This is a genomic window from Gillisia lutea (assembly GCF_021568705.1).
GTDB lineage: Bacteria > Bacteroidota > Bacteroidia > Flavobacteriales > Flavobacteriaceae > Gillisia > Gillisia lutea.
Genome location: NZ_JAKGTH010000009.1, coordinates 16,026 through 33,500, shown reverse-complemented (window position 1 = coordinate 33,500; position 17,475 = coordinate 16,026). Strand labels below are relative to the sequence as shown.

The window sequence follows — 17,475 nt, the reverse complement described above, 5'->3', positions numbered from 1 at the left end:
TCAGCCAAGCATATTAAATTATTACCAATATTCTAATTTAAACTTTTTCAGTTTTATTTCAGACTAATTTTAACACCAAGAAACTGATTTAGAACAATTATAATTAAAAATGATCTTGGAAATATTCTTCAAGAATACTTTCTAAAAGTGGCATGGTAAGCGGTTTATTTTTAAACCCATTTACTTCCGGAATCTGGCTGGCTTTTTCAAAATCGTCGGGATTTAGAGAAGTTGTTAGCATTACCAATATTACTTTGCCTTTTTTATCATTATGTAGTTTTTGATATTCTTCCAAAAATTCCCATCCATTCATGCCCGGCATATTGATATCTAAAAAGATAAGATCAGGCTGAGGTAATACGCCATCCTCCTCTTTGTTGAGATATTCCAGCGCTTCTAATCCATTTAAAGCCGTTACAACTTTTTCAGCACAGTCAACTCTCTTAATAATTCTTTGATGAATGAAATTGGTTGCTTTATCATCTTCGATTAACAAGATGCAGTTAAGTTTTTTCTTCATGAATACTTAAAAATTGTAAAATTAAATGTGCTTCCTTTATGTAATTCGGAATCCACCCATATCTCTCCTCCGTGTAAATGAACAATTTTTTCACAATGAGCTAAACCAATACCGGTACCTTCAAATTCACTATGATTATTGAGTTTTTTAAAAATTGCAAATATATTTCGGCTACTGGGGTTTGCCAGACCAATTCCATTATCCCTCACTGAAATTTGCCAGTGCTCATTAGTTTGAAGAGCTGAGATATGAATTTCGGGACGGTTCCCTTTCTCCTGAAATTTAATAGCGTTGCTTATTAAATTTTGAAATAGAAGTCGTAATTCTGTACTATAGGCCATTGTCATAGGAAGATCTCCAGTAGTGATCTTGGTGTTAGTTTCCAGGATAAGAGATGAGAGGTCTTTGGTAACAGTCTCTACCATTTCCATTAAGTTCACCTTTACCAAATGCTTATCGCCGCCTATTCGAGAGTAATCGAGCAAACCTTTTATTAGGTTACTCATCCTAGTGGTAGCGTCCATAACAAAATCAAGACATACCAATGCCTCTTCATCTAGTTGATGATGATAATCCTGCTGGATCAAGTCTACCATGCTATTTACCGTACGTAGTGGTTCTTGTAGATCATGCGAAGCGATATAAGTAAATTGTTCAATTTCCTTGTTCCGCAGTTTCAGATTTTCATATTGAGAAGACAACATGGTTAGCTTAGTAATATCCTGTCTTATAGCAAGGTATTGATATATTTTCCCATTCTCATCTTTAAAAGGAACAATGGCGGTATGTACCCAATAATATGTCCCGTCTTTCGCGCGATTTTTTATTCCACCTATCCATACTTCGCCGTTGCCTATCTTTTTCCAGAGACTTTTGAAAAATTCTTTGGAATGATGACCGGAATTGAGGATTTTATGTGTTTGACCAATAAGTTCATCCCTTCCATATTTTGAGATTTCACAAAATTTATTGTTCACATAAGTGATAACTCCTTTACGGTCGGTAGTCGCTACAATAGAACTCGCATCGAGAGCTTTTTTAAAATGACTTAATTCCTGATTAGATTCATATAGCTCATTTTCTAACTTTTTCCTTTCCCTGTCGCTATTATTGAGCCTGATAGCAACCATCGCCACATAAAAAATACATACTAGTGTACAACTTATAGCACAAATTGCTACCCCAAACTCAACATTTAGCATGTTATTATTGATGATATACAGAAGCCAATAGCCAAGAGATAAAGGGAATACAATTAGAAAAGGGAGGATCCACCTCATTAATTTACTCCCGGCATAATCACCCAAATACAAGGCTGTAAAGCCATAGGTGGGATTTTTATAAGAAAGAGATTGAGAAGTTAATCTAAAGAGAATGGCGGTATGAATAGCCATAGAATCGAAGAAGAATATCTTACCCTTTGCTGGAATCTGTAAAATGAAACCAAATATGGCAAACATTGCTATTATTGTAATTGCCAACAACACATGATTTGTTGCAGTTCTTAGCTTAATAGATTGAGAATTTGTACCCAATAATGATAGGCTTAACAGGCTAAAACAAAAAGCCGTAGCCGGCGACATTCTTCCAGGATTAGTTTGTGAATATGGGTCTACTATAAAGAGGTTATCTATATTATAGTTAAATGCGAAAACATACTGGGCTAGGGTTAAAACTGATATGATAAGGATGCTTATCGCCAGTATATAAGTAAAAATTCGAAATATTCTCCCTCCTTTTCTTGCAATTAACACACCTATACTGGAAAAGAGAAAAGCAAGCGCTGTATTGAATTTCATGGTAGGACTACCGGGTATAATACTAAGCACTTCTTTTACATGAAAGATCCAACCAAATAGTACAATTAAACTTACTATTAAAGCTACACCTGCTTGTGTTGTTAAAACATTAGAAATTCTTGGGGAATGGGAACTTTGCATTATCTTATTGCTAACTGCAAGACTGTATTAAAATTTAACAATTAAATATTGAAGTCTTTTAAGAGCTGTTAAATACCTAATTAGCAACCATTAATACTTTCATTAAAGCGTTAAAATTAGTGAAGATTAACGTCATCCACAATTTAAAATTAACATTTTATTTTGTTTTTCTTAACTTAGGTGTTAATGAATGATGATACTGCTAACATTTTAATCAAATAAATGGAGTAAGCCAAGTTTAAACTTTCCAGTGCAGTAATTGCCTAGTTTCGACTAATTATGGATGAAAAATATAGTCTTTATTTTCTACTATCTAGAGCCTGGGCCTTATTCTAATTGAGTATAGAGCAAATGCTTTAAAAATGAATTTTAAACGCCTACCGTTTCACTTCTTCTTTCAAGTAAAACAGTATCTCTCCACACATCATCCAGCTTTGCTATCTTCCTTCTAACCCCAATAATTCGGAAATTAAATTTCTCATGAAGTTTAAGAGTAGTTATATTCTCAGGAAAAATACTTGAATGCAAAGTCCATACCCCATGCGACTCTGATGAATTTATAACCTCCTCCATCAGCAAAGAACCAATTCCTTTCCCGGTAAATCTTGTATCTACATATATACTTAGCTCGGCTACACCTTTATAAACGGCTCTTGCAGAAACCGGAGCTAAGGCGGCCCAACCAACTATTTTCCCTTCTTTTTCACAAACAATCCTAGAATGCTTTAAATATTTAGAATCCCAGTCTCCTATTGATGGAGCAATAGTTTCAAAAGTAGCATTCCTGGTATCAAGACCCATCTTATAAATTTCAAGAACTCGTGGAATATCCCGAGAAGTCATTTGCCTGATCATATGAATATTATTTATATGGCTAATCTAAACCCGAAAACAGGTAGTTCACCTTGTAAAAAATCGAGGTCAAAAGCTCTTTTAAACCCTAGGTTTTCATACATTGTCCACGCCACCTGCATAGCTTGAGTGGTGTGAATAACCAATTGATGATTTCCATCCGCTTCTGTCTTTTTCATGCACTCCCTTGTGAGTAACTTCCCTATACCTTTTCCTCTTGCTGAAGGGGCTACCGCCAATAATCTAAACCCGGAAGAATCTTTTTCCCGTGTTGCTGTACCTCCCGAACCATAATATTGCATATCGCTAAAATATACTACCGCACCAATTACTTTATTACTTGACGTAACAGCCACCAATAGCTCTGTACTTGGTTTGTTGGTTAGAGCTCCCAAATTTGCCAGCATTTTATAATAGTCTGGTTGCTCCTGCTGCTTCGGAAATCCCTCCAGTTGAGAATATACCTCTACCATCAAGTTTCCTATTTCTTCAAATTCTGCAGGTTGCGCATTTCTAACAGTATATTCTTCTTTGCTCATTTTTTTTCCTTAGTTGTATTCAGTAAAATTCTGCTGCGGTTAACTCCTTAAACTATTAATTACTTAATCGATAATATGGAAAACTTTCGGTGGGCTCAAACCCAAGCCTGATTGCCAAATTATAAGAACCCGTATTTTCTAATCGGCAGGCCCAAATAGGTTCCAAATTCTTCTCTAAGCAGTAATCAATTAGAGCTGAACAAGCATGTTTTGCAAATCCCATTCCTCGATATTCCGGTACGGTTTCCATTCCCAACTCCAGTTCTTTCTCATTTATAAATGCAGAGTAAGCCGTGGTAACCAATTTATTATCGCTAAATAAACTAAAGCCTATACCTTTTTTATTGAACTCATCGGCTGTATTCCAAAAATTAGAAGGCACCACACTTCCTTTCATTTCATTAAAAATCTTTTTATTAGTGCGCACAATACGCTGATTTTCATTAGGATTTTTCTTTCTAAACTCCATGTATTTGTTCACATTGAACTTAAAATTAATTCTAGAATTGAGTTCTATGATATTTGCTTTCGAGTTATCCTGATTATCGGTTGAGCGAATAATTTCGTCTTTAAACAAATCGTTTAATACTGAATTCCATTGTGATGGATACACTTGTAACCATTCGTAATTGTTACGTATACGAGCTGTATTTAAAGCATATTCTTTAAACGCCACATTAAATTTTTCATTATTTGTGGCTCCTAATAACAACGACATACCATACTTGTGGAGAATATAAAAAGTAGTTGGTTGCTTCTCATTATCAACATATATAGTACCGGGAATACGGCCTTCAACAACGTAAAGCGCAAATAATTTATTAAAGGTTACGTCTTCAAGAGGTTTAAGTGCTTTATAATAATCTTTGTTTGGAAGGGGTATCATAATAATTCTTAGAATAAAAAGTTTTAAAATATATTTTTCTCATTTTCAATCTAGACATCAAATAATTAAGCACCAACAGCCTGTGCTAACAATAGGAAAAACAATATTACTCCCATAATAATACCTACAGGCAACATCATATTAGCCAAAGCCCGACCGGTACTAAATTTCTGAATAATCTTTATTCCTTTTACCAAAATAACTACCGACCAAAGCCAGAAAATTAACTCTACAGCTCCAAAAATTAATTTTGCCGGGTTAAATGACAGTGAAGTGTTTGAAACATTGCTTTTGAAAACCTCGTCTCCAAAAAACAGTATTTCAGGGATTAGCAGAAGAAGTCCTGCGATCGATGGTACAAGACTCCAGGCAATTATGGTTCTAAATTCCTTGGGCTCTGAGCTACCTTTTAACCAATTTCCTGTAATGCTTAGCGTATAGGCATAAATGTAAAAGCTTATCCAGCCTAGTCCTGCTCCTAATCCTAGGCTTATAATTAGAACTGCAGCTAAAGACATATCATCGCCCATTCCTATTCTTGATGCTCTATCTACAGAATTCACCACTCCTCCTAACATTAGAAGAACCGTGACGTACTTTCTGGGATAATTACGAATTATAAATTTCAAGCTTGCTGTTGGCTTAAGCCAAATAGTTTCAAATACGCTATTTATAGCTATCTTATTATTGCTTTCTTCCAGTTTTTGGCTCAATGTGAACGTGTTAAGTTAATCTTATGCTTGTTATTATTAGATATTTCTGAGAGTGATTCTTTCAATCGAAAACATGCTCTTCGTAATCTCTCCACCAAGTCTTTATATCAACTTTTGGTTTTCGGCAAATATAAAGCGGTATTCCATTTTCTTCTCCAATTGCATAGTTGTGCGTAATTATTTTTATTAATTCAACATCTTCAAAAACGTGTTCTACAGATTCTTTCTCATTTCCTAAACTTATCCATACCTCAGCATCCTTGTTTCCATAACCCCAAGTCCAAAAACTTCCGTGCCTACTTATAGGATCTGGTAAATTATATTTTTTACCTAATATTTTAAGAGCCCCCGCTTCACCATAGTTTTCGGCCCATAAAACACAGTTATTTTTTTCCTTAGGGCTTAAGGATTGGTAAACACTATCAACTAATTTAACCTGCTCCTCCCAGCCAAACATATCGGCGTAATCGCCCGTTAATTCAACACGGCCATTTTCTTTGTCAAGATTGGCATAACTAACATATTTTTCAATGGGTAAAACTGGGGTGAGCTCTGGTATAAAATAAATGACTGGAAGAAAAATGCTAGCTGCAATAACATATATCCAAACCGGCTTTTTCATTAACAAGGACTCCAGTTTTACTGCGCCTCCGGCAAACAGAACCGGGTAAATGGCAAACAGGTAATAGGCCTTGGCATTAAGTAGCCACATACTGCTAAATATAACCAAAGCAGCAATTGCAACAGTTCTATACTTTTTCAAGTTATTATCTACTAAAAAAGCAACTAAGCCGAAAAGACTAATAATTAGAGTAAATGGAAAACTTAACTGCTTCAATCCGAAGTCCCAGGGGTTTATTTCATCTAACTGATTTTCATTAAGAGCCTGCAAATGTTTAAGGAGAGGAAAATCATTTTGGATCTGCCAGAAAATATTGGGCAGGAAAATGAGCAAAGCAATAAAGGCAGACAGATATAGCCATTTGTTTCGATATACTTTCCCATTTTTATAGAAGAACAAACCTATAAATAGTCCAAAGGCCCATACTAGAATGGTATACTTATTCAGTAGGCCGAGGCCCAATGTTATTCCTAAAAGGATTAAATATTTCTTATTTTCTGAGTTAATAAATTTAATTATAAAATAAAACCCTAACGTCCAGAATAATTGATCGAAGGCAACAGGCTGGAATAAAGTGTGATTTCTGTAAAATGGTAGAAATGCAAGCACACATATTCCTGAAAGGAAGACAGCTTTCGACTTCCCTCCTAGTTCCCGTGCTATTAAACAACACAAAATTAAAACAGCAACTCCGGCAAGAGTAGGAAAAAGTCTTACTCCCAGTAACGAATAATCAAACAGCCAATAGGATATTTTTCCAATTAATGCAATGAATGGAGGGAATTCCATATACCCCCAATCTAAGTGCTCGCTTACCGATAAGTGGAGTAATTCATCTCGATGAAAACCATAGTTCCTATTTCCATACCACTGAATTAAAAATTTTACAATAGACAGGCTTAGAATGATTGACAAGTATTTTTTCATGGATCAATTTAAAAGGATTATCACCTACACTTTTAATTAATTCCAAAGGTTAAATACTCCCATTGAAATTTACAAGGCTCCTACCTGATCCCTAAAATATCATATTTTATTATTTATTTACGATTTAATTTATTCGGCATTAATATATTTTGGAATTATCTAGTACACACCACGAATGTGATCGTGAACATGCTCCTTATAAAAATGTGCGATCTCTGCTGTTAGTTGGTCAGGTAGAGGAGGCAAAGAACTCACTTTTGAATTTGCTTGAATATGTTTTGATGAACTTGCGCCAGGAATAATGGTGGTAACTTCTTCATGGTCTAATATCCAACGCAGTGACATTTCTGCTAAGGACATATTTGAAGGACAAAGTTTTTTAAGCTCATTAGCTAGTTCCACGCCTTTTTCAAAAGGTAGTCCGGCAAAAGTCTCTCCTACATTAAAAACCTCTCCGTTACTATTAAAATTACGGTGATCGTCCTCACTAAATTGTGTTTCCTTAGTGAACTTTCCAGTGAGTAAACCACTGGCTAAAGGAAGACGTACAATTATACCAACGCCTTGAACTTTCGCTTGCGGTAGAAGTTGTGTAGCTAATTTTTGCCTGAAAATATTAAAAATTACCTGCAGCGATTGAATTCCTTCTTCTTTAAGACAGAGTAATCCTTCTTCTTCACTTTCCACACTTACGCCAAAATGGGAGATTTCTCCTTCCTTTTTCAACGCTCTTAACCAATTAAAAACTTCCCCTTTTCTAAGCACATCTATTGGAATACAGTGTAGCTGAAGAAGATCTATACAAGACACACCCAATCTTTTTTTTGAAGCTGCCACACAATCTCTTAAGCCCTTTTCTGTATAATTATCGGGGAAGATATTAGCGTCACGCCCGAATTTCGTCGCTACTTTAACCTCTTCATTATGTTCTTTAAGAAACCGACCAATTTGTTCTTCACTTCTTCCATTTCCATAAACATCGGCTGTATCAAAAAAGGTGATCCCGCTATCTACGGCTTTGCTTAAAATTTCCTGAGATTTTTCATTACCTATTTCAGCGCCCCAGTCACCACCAATTTGCCAACAGCCCAAGCCAATTTCACTTATTTCAAATCCGTTATTCCCTAATCTTCTTTTCTTCATTATATTATTAATTTTTATGTATTTCCCATTTCAATAATGGTTTAATTTACCTCTTCAAATAAGACCGAAGTATTATTTAAAGTTAAATTTCAAATTAATAAATTTCAACGAGAAGACTTCTTATAATAATTATAAAAGGCTTACAACTTATTTAAGAAAACTATTTGTATTCATCAGCTCAAATTCAGGAGAACTATCAAAAAGTAGATTGAGAACATTCATATGCCCGGCACCATATATTACCAAAATTCTATCCTCTGGTCCGGCATTAATACGCAGGATATTTCTAAAGATTTTTAAATTTCTACTAAACCAGCAACCTGTTTCAAAATTTGCCCCAAAGAAATCGCCCTCCTCACTTCCATATTTTAAAGGACCAATGAGAAATTACCCAGGGTCTTTTTTAAATTTTCAGGATTATTTAATTGAATGAGTTCGGCAAGAATCCCTTCTGACAGCTGTAAACCATCAGGATTTAGTCTTTAAAAAAGCATATTTTAATCCGGAATAAACTTAAGCGCTATATCATTAGGTTATCTTATAGCCTCATATACAGCTTTGGCTATTTCAATTTGACCTTCTTCTGAAGTTAATAAAACCCTATCCTGCTGGTTAGTTAAAAAACCTAACTCCAATACAACTATAGGATAATTTACATTTTTCAATAAATAAAAATTAGCTTTTTTTATTTCAGACTTATTATACTGAATTATATTTTGAAGCTTTACAGCCAGTTTACGTGATTGTTCCTTTTTCTCACTGTTATCACTTATAAAAAGCTCGACACCATTTGCATTTTCATTTTTACTTGAATTTACATGAAGTGAGATTGCAAGGTCTGGTTTTACAGAATTTATGAGCTCGACTCTTTCAGTTAAGGATAAAAAATTATCCACATCCCTAGTTAACACTATTTCAATATTGTCATCCTTATTTAATTCTTTTAAATACTTAGCTACACTTAGCACAACTTCCTTTTCACTTATTCCATTCTGTTCAACTCCACTATCGTGACCTCCATGACTTACATCTATTACAACAGTTTTCTTTTCTACAGGAGTAAATGCAAATGCAACTGTTATAACTACTAATCCGAAAATTTTCAGTAAATTTTTCATAAATGATTTGTTGTTAAAAGTATGAGTAAGAACTAAATTAATTCAACGGTTATTTATTTGCTTTATTATATATACAAGTAATTGAAAATTAACCCATTAAACAACACCTATTATAGAATATTTACTCTGTATTCGTTATGACTTTTAACGGAACCTTCTCACCTCTTTAGCCTGTTTGCATCTAACACCGTAACGGAGTTCACATTTTCAACATTGCCTAACCTACATAAAATGGGACCTGTCTAAATTATTCACTCACTCTCCTAATATGTTTTATTGATACTTGAATAAAAAATATAGATAAAAATTATAGAGATGAAATTCGTAAATTAGAGGAATATTACTGAAAATTAAACCTTTTATACAATGGAAAATAATCATTCTGGAAGCAAAGACAACCACAAAGTATGGGAAGTAAACGAATCTAGCAGGTGCCCTTTCATGGGCGGAGCCTTAAAAAATAGTGCAGGAGGTGGAACCTCAAATAGGGACTGGTGGCCTAACCAGCTTAATCTTGATATCCTGCGCCAAAACTCTTCCTTAACCAACCCTATGGGAGAGGATTTCAATTATGCAGAAGAATTTAAAAGTTTAGATTTAAGTGCGGTTAAACAAGACCTTTACGATATTATGACAGCGTCACAAGATTGGTGGCCGGCAGATTATGGGCACTATGGACCTTTCTTTATTAGAATGGCATGGCACAGTGCAGGGACATATCGTATTGGTGACGGACGTGGAGGTGCAGGTGCCGGGCAACAGCGTTTTGCACCCTTAAACAGTTGGCCTGATAATGCCAACCTGGACAAAGCCAGACTTCTGCTTTGGCCTATCAAAAAGAAATATGGAAAAAAATTATCCTGGGCAGACCTTCTTGTTCTAGCAGGTAACTGTGCGCATGAGTCAATGGGCTTGAAAATGTTTGGCTTTGCTGGAGGTAGAGAAGATGTGTGGGAGCCCGAAAATGATGTTTACTGGGGTGCAGAAAGCAAATGGCTGGATAATGAAGAACGCTATGCCGATGGCCAGTTGGAAAGTCCTCTTGGAGCGGCTCACATGGGGCTAATTTATGTTAACCCTGAAGGTCATAATGGAAATCCTGATCCGGTAGAATCGGCCCAGTTTATTCGTGAAACATTTGGTAGAATGGCAATGAACGATTACGAAACAGTAGCGTTAATCGCCGGGGGGCATACCTTTGGTAAAACTCACGGTGCCGCCGACCCTGAAAAGTATATAGATGCAGAACCAGCCGCGGCAGGTATTGAGATGCAAAGTATGGGATGGAAAAACAGCTTTGGAACCGGTATGGGAGCAGATACGATAACCAGTGGTATTGAAGGAGCCTGGACCGACACCCCAACTGAATGGAGTAATAAATATTTTGAAAATTTATTCAAGTTTGATTGGGAGTGCATTAAAGGTCCGGGAGGAGCTTACCAATGGCAACCAAAAAATAATGAAGGGGCCGGGACAGTACCCGATGCACATGACCCAAATAAAAAACATGCTCCTTTCATGTTAACAACGGATCTTTCCCTAAAAATGGATCCTGATTATGAGAAAATTTCAAGACATTTTCTTGAAAACCCTGATGAATTTGCAGATGCTTACTCTCGCGCATGGTATAAATTAACGCATCGTGATATGGGGCCAATAGAACGTTATCTGGGACCTGAGGTTCCACAAGAGGAACTTTTATGGCAGGATCCAATTCCAAAAGTGGATCATGAACTGGTAAACGATAGTGATATATCCAACTTAAAATCAAAGATCCTAGATTCCGGTCTTTCTGTTGCTGAGTTAGTATCTACTGCATGGGCTTCTGCTTCTACATTTAGAGGATCAGATAAGCGTGGTGGAGCTAACGGAGCCCGAATTCGCCTTGCTCCTCAACGTGGTTGGGAAGTAAACAATCCGAAGCAACTTGGAAAGGTAATTGAAACCTTAGAGGATATTCAGAATGAATTCAATCAAGCTCAAGGTGGAAAAAAGATTTCTATTGCCGATCTTATTGTTCTTGCCGGATGTGCCGGAGTTGAAAAGGCAGCTAAAAATGCCGGGCACGAAATTAACGTTCCATTTACTCCAGGTCGTGCAGACGCAAGCCAGGAACAAACTGATGTGGAAGCATTTGAACCATTAGAACCTAATGCTGATGGTTTCAGAAATTATTTTGGTAATCGTGATCATATTTCAGCTTCTGCGGAAGAAATGCTTATAGACAGAGCTCAACTATTAACTTTAACTGCCCCGGAAATGACAGCACTTGTTGGAGGAATGAGAGCTATAGGAACTAATTTTGATGGCTCTAAACATGGAATATTCACTCATCGCCAAGGACAGTTGACTAATGACTTCTTTAAAAATCTACTGGATATGGGAACTACCTGGCAAGAACGCTCTAATGCTCAAAACCATTTTGAAGGTCGCGACCGTAAGACTGGAGAAGTGAAATGGACAGGAAGCAGGGTAGATCTTATTTTTGGTTCTAACTCTGAGTTAAGGGCGCTTGCTGAAGTTTATGCTACAGATGATGCAGAAACAAAATTCGTAAAAGATTTTGTAAAGGCCTGGGACAAAGTAATGAACCTTGACCGTTTTGATCTAAAATAAAAATTCTATTCTGAAATCTTAGAATTTTAAAAAGGGTGGTCTAATTATAGACCACCTTTTTTTATTGAGCTACCAAGATTAACAAAGACTTTCCTATTCATTAAATTTTAGCCTTCATTTTTTATTTCGGTATCAATGAGAGATATAATGGAATCTATTTCATCCATTAAGGGCTGATAATGTGCTTTTTGAGTTGCATAACTCGTTAAAATAAACATGAGAACATTATTTTCAAATTCCTTGGAATTTAATAGGTCTAAATTGCTAATATGGTTTTCTCCCTTTGGAAGATCCACCTGCTTATAAATATCTGTTAAATCCAAAATTGTGCGCAAACTGTATTCATCTGATCTAAGTAAATCCAGAACCTTTTCTCTTTGATTTCCCAGTTCGCTTTCTTGTTTGGAAATATCTTCAAGAGTAGAGAGCCAATTAGTTAAGCGCCTTCTTAACACATTATTATTTACATCCTTTAGACTTCCTGAGTTAATCATTTCACTTAAAAGTGAGTTATTGGGGTTGAAGGAGATATCAAAAGAGAAGGTTTTGTATATTAACTGTGAAAACTCAATTTCTGTAGGTGGATCATTTTTAGTGATACTGACGATTATTTGTTTAGCTCCCTCATAATTATTTTTATTGACATCCATCAATTCGGTTAATTTCAATTTACTAGTTTGAAATTCCTCTTTTAATCCCTTTAAGTACTTTTGTTCTTTCGCTTTTATAAGTTGATTTTGATTATAGTTATTTATAGTTAAAGCAATTAGAATTCCTATAACAACTAAAATAATTTCACCAATTGCATATATTAGGTATTTGCTGAATTTACTTTCAGTAAATAATTTCTGTCTAATTTTTCTAAAGAACTTCATTACACCTTTTGTGATAAAGCTTGGGTGATCAATTATTTTTACTGCGCGTGATATGTTTCAAATTCAATTTTCCACGATTTATCCTTTTGTCTTTTCCATAACACAATCCAGGTACCAATATTTTCGATGGTATCTTTCGTCGTTTTATTTATAAATAACTCGTCAAAAGAGTTATAATGAAAAGCCTGATCGCCTGATAGGTCAATAATGGGTTCTCCACGCTCTCTAAGAACAACATCATATCTGCTATAAATATCCTCCCATTCTATCCTTAATGAATCTGCATATTTTTTATAAACTTTTCCATCATCAGAAGCAAGCTCATATTCAGCATTGTAAAAGTCAACCCATTTAAGATCAGATTTAGTATAAACCGTATATAGATCTTCAATTGTACTTCGTATTTCAGTTTCTCTATCAGAATTGGAAGTGACTTCTTCATTTTCTATGCCCGGCCCTTTTTGATCTTTACAACTTTGAATTAAAAACAAGAGACAAACCCCTAACATCAAATTAATTACAACGCTGGAATACTTCATCATTTTAAGGTTTACAAACTATTTCAAGATCTAAGTCAAAATAAATGGGGAGTAGAGAGCAACATTATCAGCCACTTAAATTACTAAAATTAAATAAGTTATCGAAATTTCAGATAATAGTAAAGGCAAAAATTTAATAGATCAAACAGTTTTTATACCAATACAATTGACTAGTTTTTTGATCTCTACAATCTCTGATGTAGATGTTAGTTCAGATAGTTCTCGGACTTTACCATTCTTTAATTTTAAGGACAATAACCTCCTACCGATAAACACTTTTTCATTTAGTGATTCAATTTCAGTGATATTTATTTTGTTAACAGTTGTCCCCGTTGTCAACTTGAATAAGAAAATAAAAATAGCCACACTACCAATACTGATTTCGTAATAATGATTGAAATTACAATGGCTAGAAGTCTCCGCGTTCTTAAAAAATACCTATTTCTTTTAAAATTCGAATATAAAAACGTCCACTGTTTATGATAACCAATAATGTTAGCTTTTAAATGGCAATAATATAGTAGCGTCGTGCATATTAAGTTCATCCAAATGCCCCATTTTATTTCCGTCATCCGTAATTAAATGCATATGAATATACGAATTATGGTGAGTAAAAATTCCTTGATGCTCTTTTGAATAAAATCCAATAACCTCTACTTTTTCATTTTCTAAGGAGTAATTAATTTGCCCAACATGCGCATCTTTTGGGGAAGAAACTTTCGAATTCTCAGGTAAGTTCTGAATGTGTATAGTTGCACTCTCTATTTTGCCAATGATTTTAAAAACAAAAGGTTTATTTATTTTTTCAAACTCTTCTGTAAGATAAGCTTCAACATCACGATTACTTTCGATTGTTTGCAATTTCCCATCATACCATTTTTCAACATTTCCATACACAAAAAATGGCGCAGAAACTTTATGGTTTTTTTCGACACTCATCGTGGTATCTGAAATAACTTTTGATACATAGATATCACCATTATTAATTAAAATTTCCCCTTTTAAACCACTTTGCGGACCAATTCCGAACAAACCCTTTTTCCTATCTAATGTATCGAGATCTATTATTCCGTCAAGTTCTCCTTTCCACATTACGTTTTTCATAGCTCCCGCTATCTGTATATCGTGAATTTCATTTTTTTGAGAGGAAGAATTACAGCTATATACTAGTGTACTTATGGAAACGATCTGAATTATTTTTCTTAGCATGTATATTTTTTAAATTAAAGCAAGTATCTGGAAATAGTTAAGCTGAAATAAAAGTACTATGAATTGAATTAATAGTGAACAAAAAACAATGAACTATTCTTGCATAATAGTTCCGAAAAATTCAGAAAATCAATTTGATGACTCAAGAGGGAATTTATAAGTCTGGTTATACTCTAATTGTTTTCCTTACTCACAATTTTCACAATTCGATTATACATAATTTCAGATAAATTCCAGTTATAGCCTTCGAAGTTAACCGTGTTCGTAAATTGAATGACAACTGCGTCGATGTCTTTGTGATATTTAGCAATTGTTTGGTATCCAGGAATCAGCCCGGTATGTTCATATTTATAAATTGAAGAATAAATTTCCTGTTCCTTTTTATCTTTAAATATACTACCATTGTTTAAAGCTCTTATAAATTTACCTAGATCGTCGGCGGTTGCTAACATAGAACCGTTATCATCTGTTTTTAAATCGGCATCGTAACCAATGTAGTAACCACTCATAACATCATCCATATTTACCTCGTGAATAGAGCCAAAAGTGTGGTTTAAATTCAATGGTTTAAAAATTTCTTCCTGCATAAACTGAAAACGGTCATAACCCAGTTCTTTATTTATAATTCTACCTAATAACAAATAATTGGTGTTTGAATATTCATACCCCTTACCCGGCTCAAAACTGGCTGGTAAATCAAGGATTAAAGCAAGTTTTTCATCATCACTTTCCTTAGGATTGGCCCAGTAATTAAAAGAGTCTGTATAATTAGGAATACCGCTTCTGTGCTGAACCATCATTCTGAGAGTAATTCGATCTGCATTTTCAATTCTCCCTTTCAATTCTGGTAAATAATCTGTGAGGCTTTTATCCAGAGAAAGTTTACCAATCCTTACGAGTTTTGCAACAGTTAAAGCATTATATAATTTGCCTACACTCGCAATTTTGAACAGTGCATGTGGATCGGCAGGTGTTTTGTTTTCTCTGTTTTTATAGCCCGCAGAATAAAATTTAGGCGGTTTTCCTGCTTTATCAACATACACAATGATTCCGTCAAACCCATAATCGTTTGCTTTATTTACCTGTTCCTGAACTGTATTGGGCAATGGTGTTATCCAAGCCTTTACAATTGGCCAAGGAACAAAGTATAAAGAGATTAGTGTTCCCATAAACAGCACCAATCTAAGTATCCAGGTTCTCTGTTTCTTTGTCATTTTAAGCCTTGGTTAAATATTAGCACAAAAGATCTCGGCTAATAAAAGTGGTACGATCGTATTTCAATTAATTTTATATTCATCTAAGCCATTTTTTCATAACCGGAAACTCATCCTTTTCACACAGCGACATCCACTCTAGAAGTGGTAATCCTATATAATTTTGGTTATTGAATTGTTCAATTAACCATTTAGAATCATTTTTATATCCGTTAGTGTGAAATACTATATTTAGATCTAATTTTAGATAATGGGATGCCGCGTAAGACCACAAGATAGCAGCTATTTCATCACCCTCGGTTGGGTTAATACTGTCACTATCTTTTGTGCCGAGAAATGGTCTAATTCCCTCTTCTGTAACCGCTATATGTCCTGCTTCATGCAACATATCTCCTGGATATTTTAATTTTTCTTTATCCAAGAAAATGGTATCTCCTTCAATTTTTAAGCCCGGTAAAAAAGTTTCAGGTGATAATTCTTTTTCAATAATATTTATATTAATGGAATGAAGGAAATCAATAATTGTATCTAATATATTTTTATTATAATTCAAAATTTACATTTTAAAATTAATTAAATCTAAGGATCACGCATAATGTAACTCGCTAGGTGAAAGATATTTTCCCATCCAGTTAGTTAATTTTTTTTTCGATATCTAAAATATTAATTTTCAATCAAATACATACTCATAATTCTAAAGGATTCATTCAAGCTATTATATTTATTGAAGAAGAGACTCAGATTATTAATAAAGATACTACTCCTCTACATATTCTAAAATATCACCTGGTTGGCAGTCTAATGCTTTACAAATTGCTTCTAAGGTGCTAAAACGAATTGCTTTCGCCTTCCCCGTTTTTAAAATAGAGAGGTTGGATAATGTTAATTCAACTCGTTCAGAAAGTTCATTCAAAGAAATTTTTCGCTTTGCCATCATTACGTCTAAATTCACAATAATAGGCATAGCTTAAATAGTTAAGTCATTTTCAGATTTCATATCTACAGCGTTTTGCAAACTTTTTTCAAGCACAGCCACCGTAGTTGCTACTGCTATGGAAATAAATGTGATTATGATGCATATTGCAAGAAAACCTGCAGGATCGTCTTCTTTATTATGAGAGATTTTTATGAATAATCCTGACGCAGCTATTAAAATTCCTAATATAATTGCACAGTATTTAATGCTTCTTATAGCTTTTATGGAGCTTAGGGAAAATAATTTACTTTGCCCGATATATCCTAGGAGTCTAAATGCTTTATATAGCGCAACGAAAAAGGCGATTGATGATGCATATCCATATAATATGAATGGATCAAAATAAATATTGAATACGTCCAGATTCTCTGCTCTTCCCTCGGTCAATGGAAACCTAATCATGATGGAAAGTGCTACAATACCTATAAGCACAACAACTGCCTGAAGAAATATGATTGAAATTTTTTTCATGATGAATGATAATTTAAAGTGTAAATATAGATAAAAAATTTATTGATAAACAATAAATTTTTATTACTACTCAAAAAAATAATTTTACATTTAATGATGTTCATTGCTGATATTAAAACCTCTGTTTTTGGAATTTAATTGCGAAGTGGATTTCTGAATATTAGGATTGTGAAGGTAGTAAGGTATCGATAAAGTCTACCCCCAAGTGGGCTATGAAAAGTGATATAGTATTAAAAAGTTATATTTCATTTTTTAATTGTCGATTTATACAATACCCTTTTTAGTTTTGTTACAATTTTAATTCAATATCATTAC

At 34.4% G+C, this 17,475-nt stretch carries 18 protein-coding genes; 1 reads left to right on the top strand and 17 read right to left on the bottom strand.

Annotated features, from left to right (window positions below; all coding sequences use genetic code 11):
- Nucleotides 1-103 precede the first annotated feature (103 nt).
- The 10 genes from L1I30_RS09580 to L1I30_RS09540 form a co-directional block, all read right to left on the bottom strand.
- Nucleotides 104-520 carry a response regulator gene (locus L1I30_RS09580; protein ID WP_236134067.1) on the bottom strand — a complete coding sequence of 139 codons (417 nt, stop codon included), beginning with the start codon at nt 518-520 and terminating at the stop codon, nt 104-106.
- On the bottom strand, nt 517-2,460 hold the full coding sequence (locus L1I30_RS09575) for a PAS domain-containing sensor histidine kinase (protein ID WP_236134066.1): 1,944 nt from the start codon (nt 2,458-2,460) through the stop codon (nt 517-519). The genes L1I30_RS09580 and L1I30_RS09575 overlap by 4 nt, the downstream gene beginning before the upstream one ends.
- 369 nt (nt 2,461-2,829) lie before the next feature.
- Nucleotides 2,830-3,315 (bottom strand): GNAT family N-acetyltransferase, encoded by a 486-nt coding sequence (locus tag L1I30_RS09570; protein WP_236134065.1) that lies wholly within the window; start codon nt 3,313-3,315, stop codon nt 2,830-2,832.
- Nucleotides 3,316-3,326: 11 nt separating this feature from the next.
- Nucleotides 3,327-3,851, bottom strand: coding sequence for a GNAT family N-acetyltransferase (locus tag L1I30_RS09565; RefSeq protein WP_236134064.1), 525 nt, complete (start codon nt 3,849-3,851; stop codon nt 3,327-3,329).
- A gap of 55 nt (nt 3,852-3,906) precedes the next feature.
- On the bottom strand, nt 3,907-4,737 hold the full coding sequence (locus tag L1I30_RS09560; protein ID WP_236134063.1) for a GNAT family N-acetyltransferase: 831 nt from the start codon (nt 4,735-4,737) through the stop codon (nt 3,907-3,909).
- A 65-nt stretch (nt 4,738-4,802) separates the two neighbouring features.
- Nucleotides 4,803-5,450 (bottom strand): Yip1 family protein, encoded by a 648-nt coding sequence (locus tag L1I30_RS09555; protein WP_236134062.1) that lies wholly within the window; start codon nt 5,448-5,450, stop codon nt 4,803-4,805.
- A 61-nt stretch (nt 5,451-5,511) separates the two neighbouring features.
- Nucleotides 5,512-6,999 (bottom strand): ArnT family glycosyltransferase, encoded by a 1,488-nt coding sequence (locus tag L1I30_RS09550; RefSeq protein WP_236134061.1) that lies wholly within the window; start codon nt 6,997-6,999, stop codon nt 5,512-5,514.
- A gap of 159 nt (nt 7,000-7,158) precedes the next feature.
- Entirely contained in the window at nt 7,159-8,142 is a 984-nt protein-coding gene (locus L1I30_RS09545; RefSeq protein ID WP_236134060.1) for an aldo/keto reductase, read from the bottom strand.
- Between the two features lie 147 nt (nt 8,143-8,289).
- On the bottom strand, nt 8,290-8,523 hold the full coding sequence (locus L1I30_RS14355; RefSeq protein ID WP_373314932.1) for a DUF5694 domain-containing protein: 234 nt from the start codon (nt 8,521-8,523) through the stop codon (nt 8,290-8,292).
- Between the two features lie 152 nt (nt 8,524-8,675).
- Complete coding sequence (locus L1I30_RS09540; RefSeq protein ID WP_236134059.1) at nt 8,676-9,260, bottom strand: N-acetylmuramoyl-L-alanine amidase family protein; 585 nt, start codon at nt 9,258-9,260, stop codon at nt 8,676-8,678.
- A 366-nt stretch (nt 9,261-9,626) separates the two neighbouring features.
- On the opposite strand from L1I30_RS09540, the gene katG reads away from it, so the two are divergent.
- Nucleotides 9,627-11,876, top strand: a complete 2,250-nt coding sequence (gene katG / locus L1I30_RS09535; RefSeq protein ID WP_262911044.1) for a catalase/peroxidase HPI — start codon at nt 9,627-9,629, stop codon at nt 11,874-11,876.
- A gap of 107 nt (nt 11,877-11,983) precedes the next feature.
- Here katG and L1I30_RS09530 read toward each other — a convergent pair whose 3' ends face one another.
- From L1I30_RS09530 to L1I30_RS09500, 7 genes are all read right to left on the bottom strand, one after another.
- Nucleotides 11,984-12,751 carry a DUF6090 family protein gene (locus L1I30_RS09530; RefSeq protein WP_236134058.1) on the bottom strand — a complete coding sequence of 256 codons (768 nt, stop codon included), beginning with the start codon at nt 12,749-12,751 and terminating at the stop codon, nt 11,984-11,986.
- A 38-nt stretch (nt 12,752-12,789) separates the two neighbouring features.
- A complete protein-coding gene (locus tag L1I30_RS09525; protein WP_236134057.1) occupies nt 12,790-13,293 on the bottom strand; it encodes a Cif family virulence factor in 504 nt (167 codons plus the stop codon).
- A gap of 492 nt (nt 13,294-13,785) precedes the next feature.
- Complete coding sequence (locus tag L1I30_RS09520; RefSeq protein WP_236134056.1) at nt 13,786-14,499, bottom strand: acetolactate decarboxylase; 714 nt, start codon at nt 14,497-14,499, stop codon at nt 13,786-13,788.
- 173 nt (nt 14,500-14,672) lie between these two features.
- The gene (locus L1I30_RS09515) at nt 14,673-15,713 is read right to left on the bottom strand and encodes a serine hydrolase domain-containing protein (RefSeq protein ID WP_236134055.1); all 1,041 of its coding nucleotides are present in this window, start codon (nt 15,711-15,713) and stop codon (nt 14,673-14,675) included.
- Nucleotides 15,714-15,792: 79 nt separating this feature from the next.
- On the bottom strand, nt 15,793-16,266 hold the full coding sequence (locus tag L1I30_RS09510; RefSeq protein ID WP_236134054.1) for a hypothetical protein: 474 nt from the start codon (nt 16,264-16,266) through the stop codon (nt 15,793-15,795).
- A gap of 204 nt (nt 16,267-16,470) precedes the next feature.
- A complete protein-coding gene (locus L1I30_RS09505) occupies nt 16,471-16,677 on the bottom strand; it encodes a helix-turn-helix domain-containing protein (protein WP_236134053.1) in 207 nt (68 codons plus the stop codon).
- 3 nt (nt 16,678-16,680) lie between these two features.
- Nucleotides 16,681-17,160: a DUF2975 domain-containing protein gene (locus tag L1I30_RS09500; RefSeq protein ID WP_236134052.1), complete on the bottom strand. Its 480-nt coding sequence runs from the start codon at nt 17,158-17,160 to the stop codon at nt 16,681-16,683.
- Nucleotides 17,161-17,475: the final 315 nt, after the last annotated feature.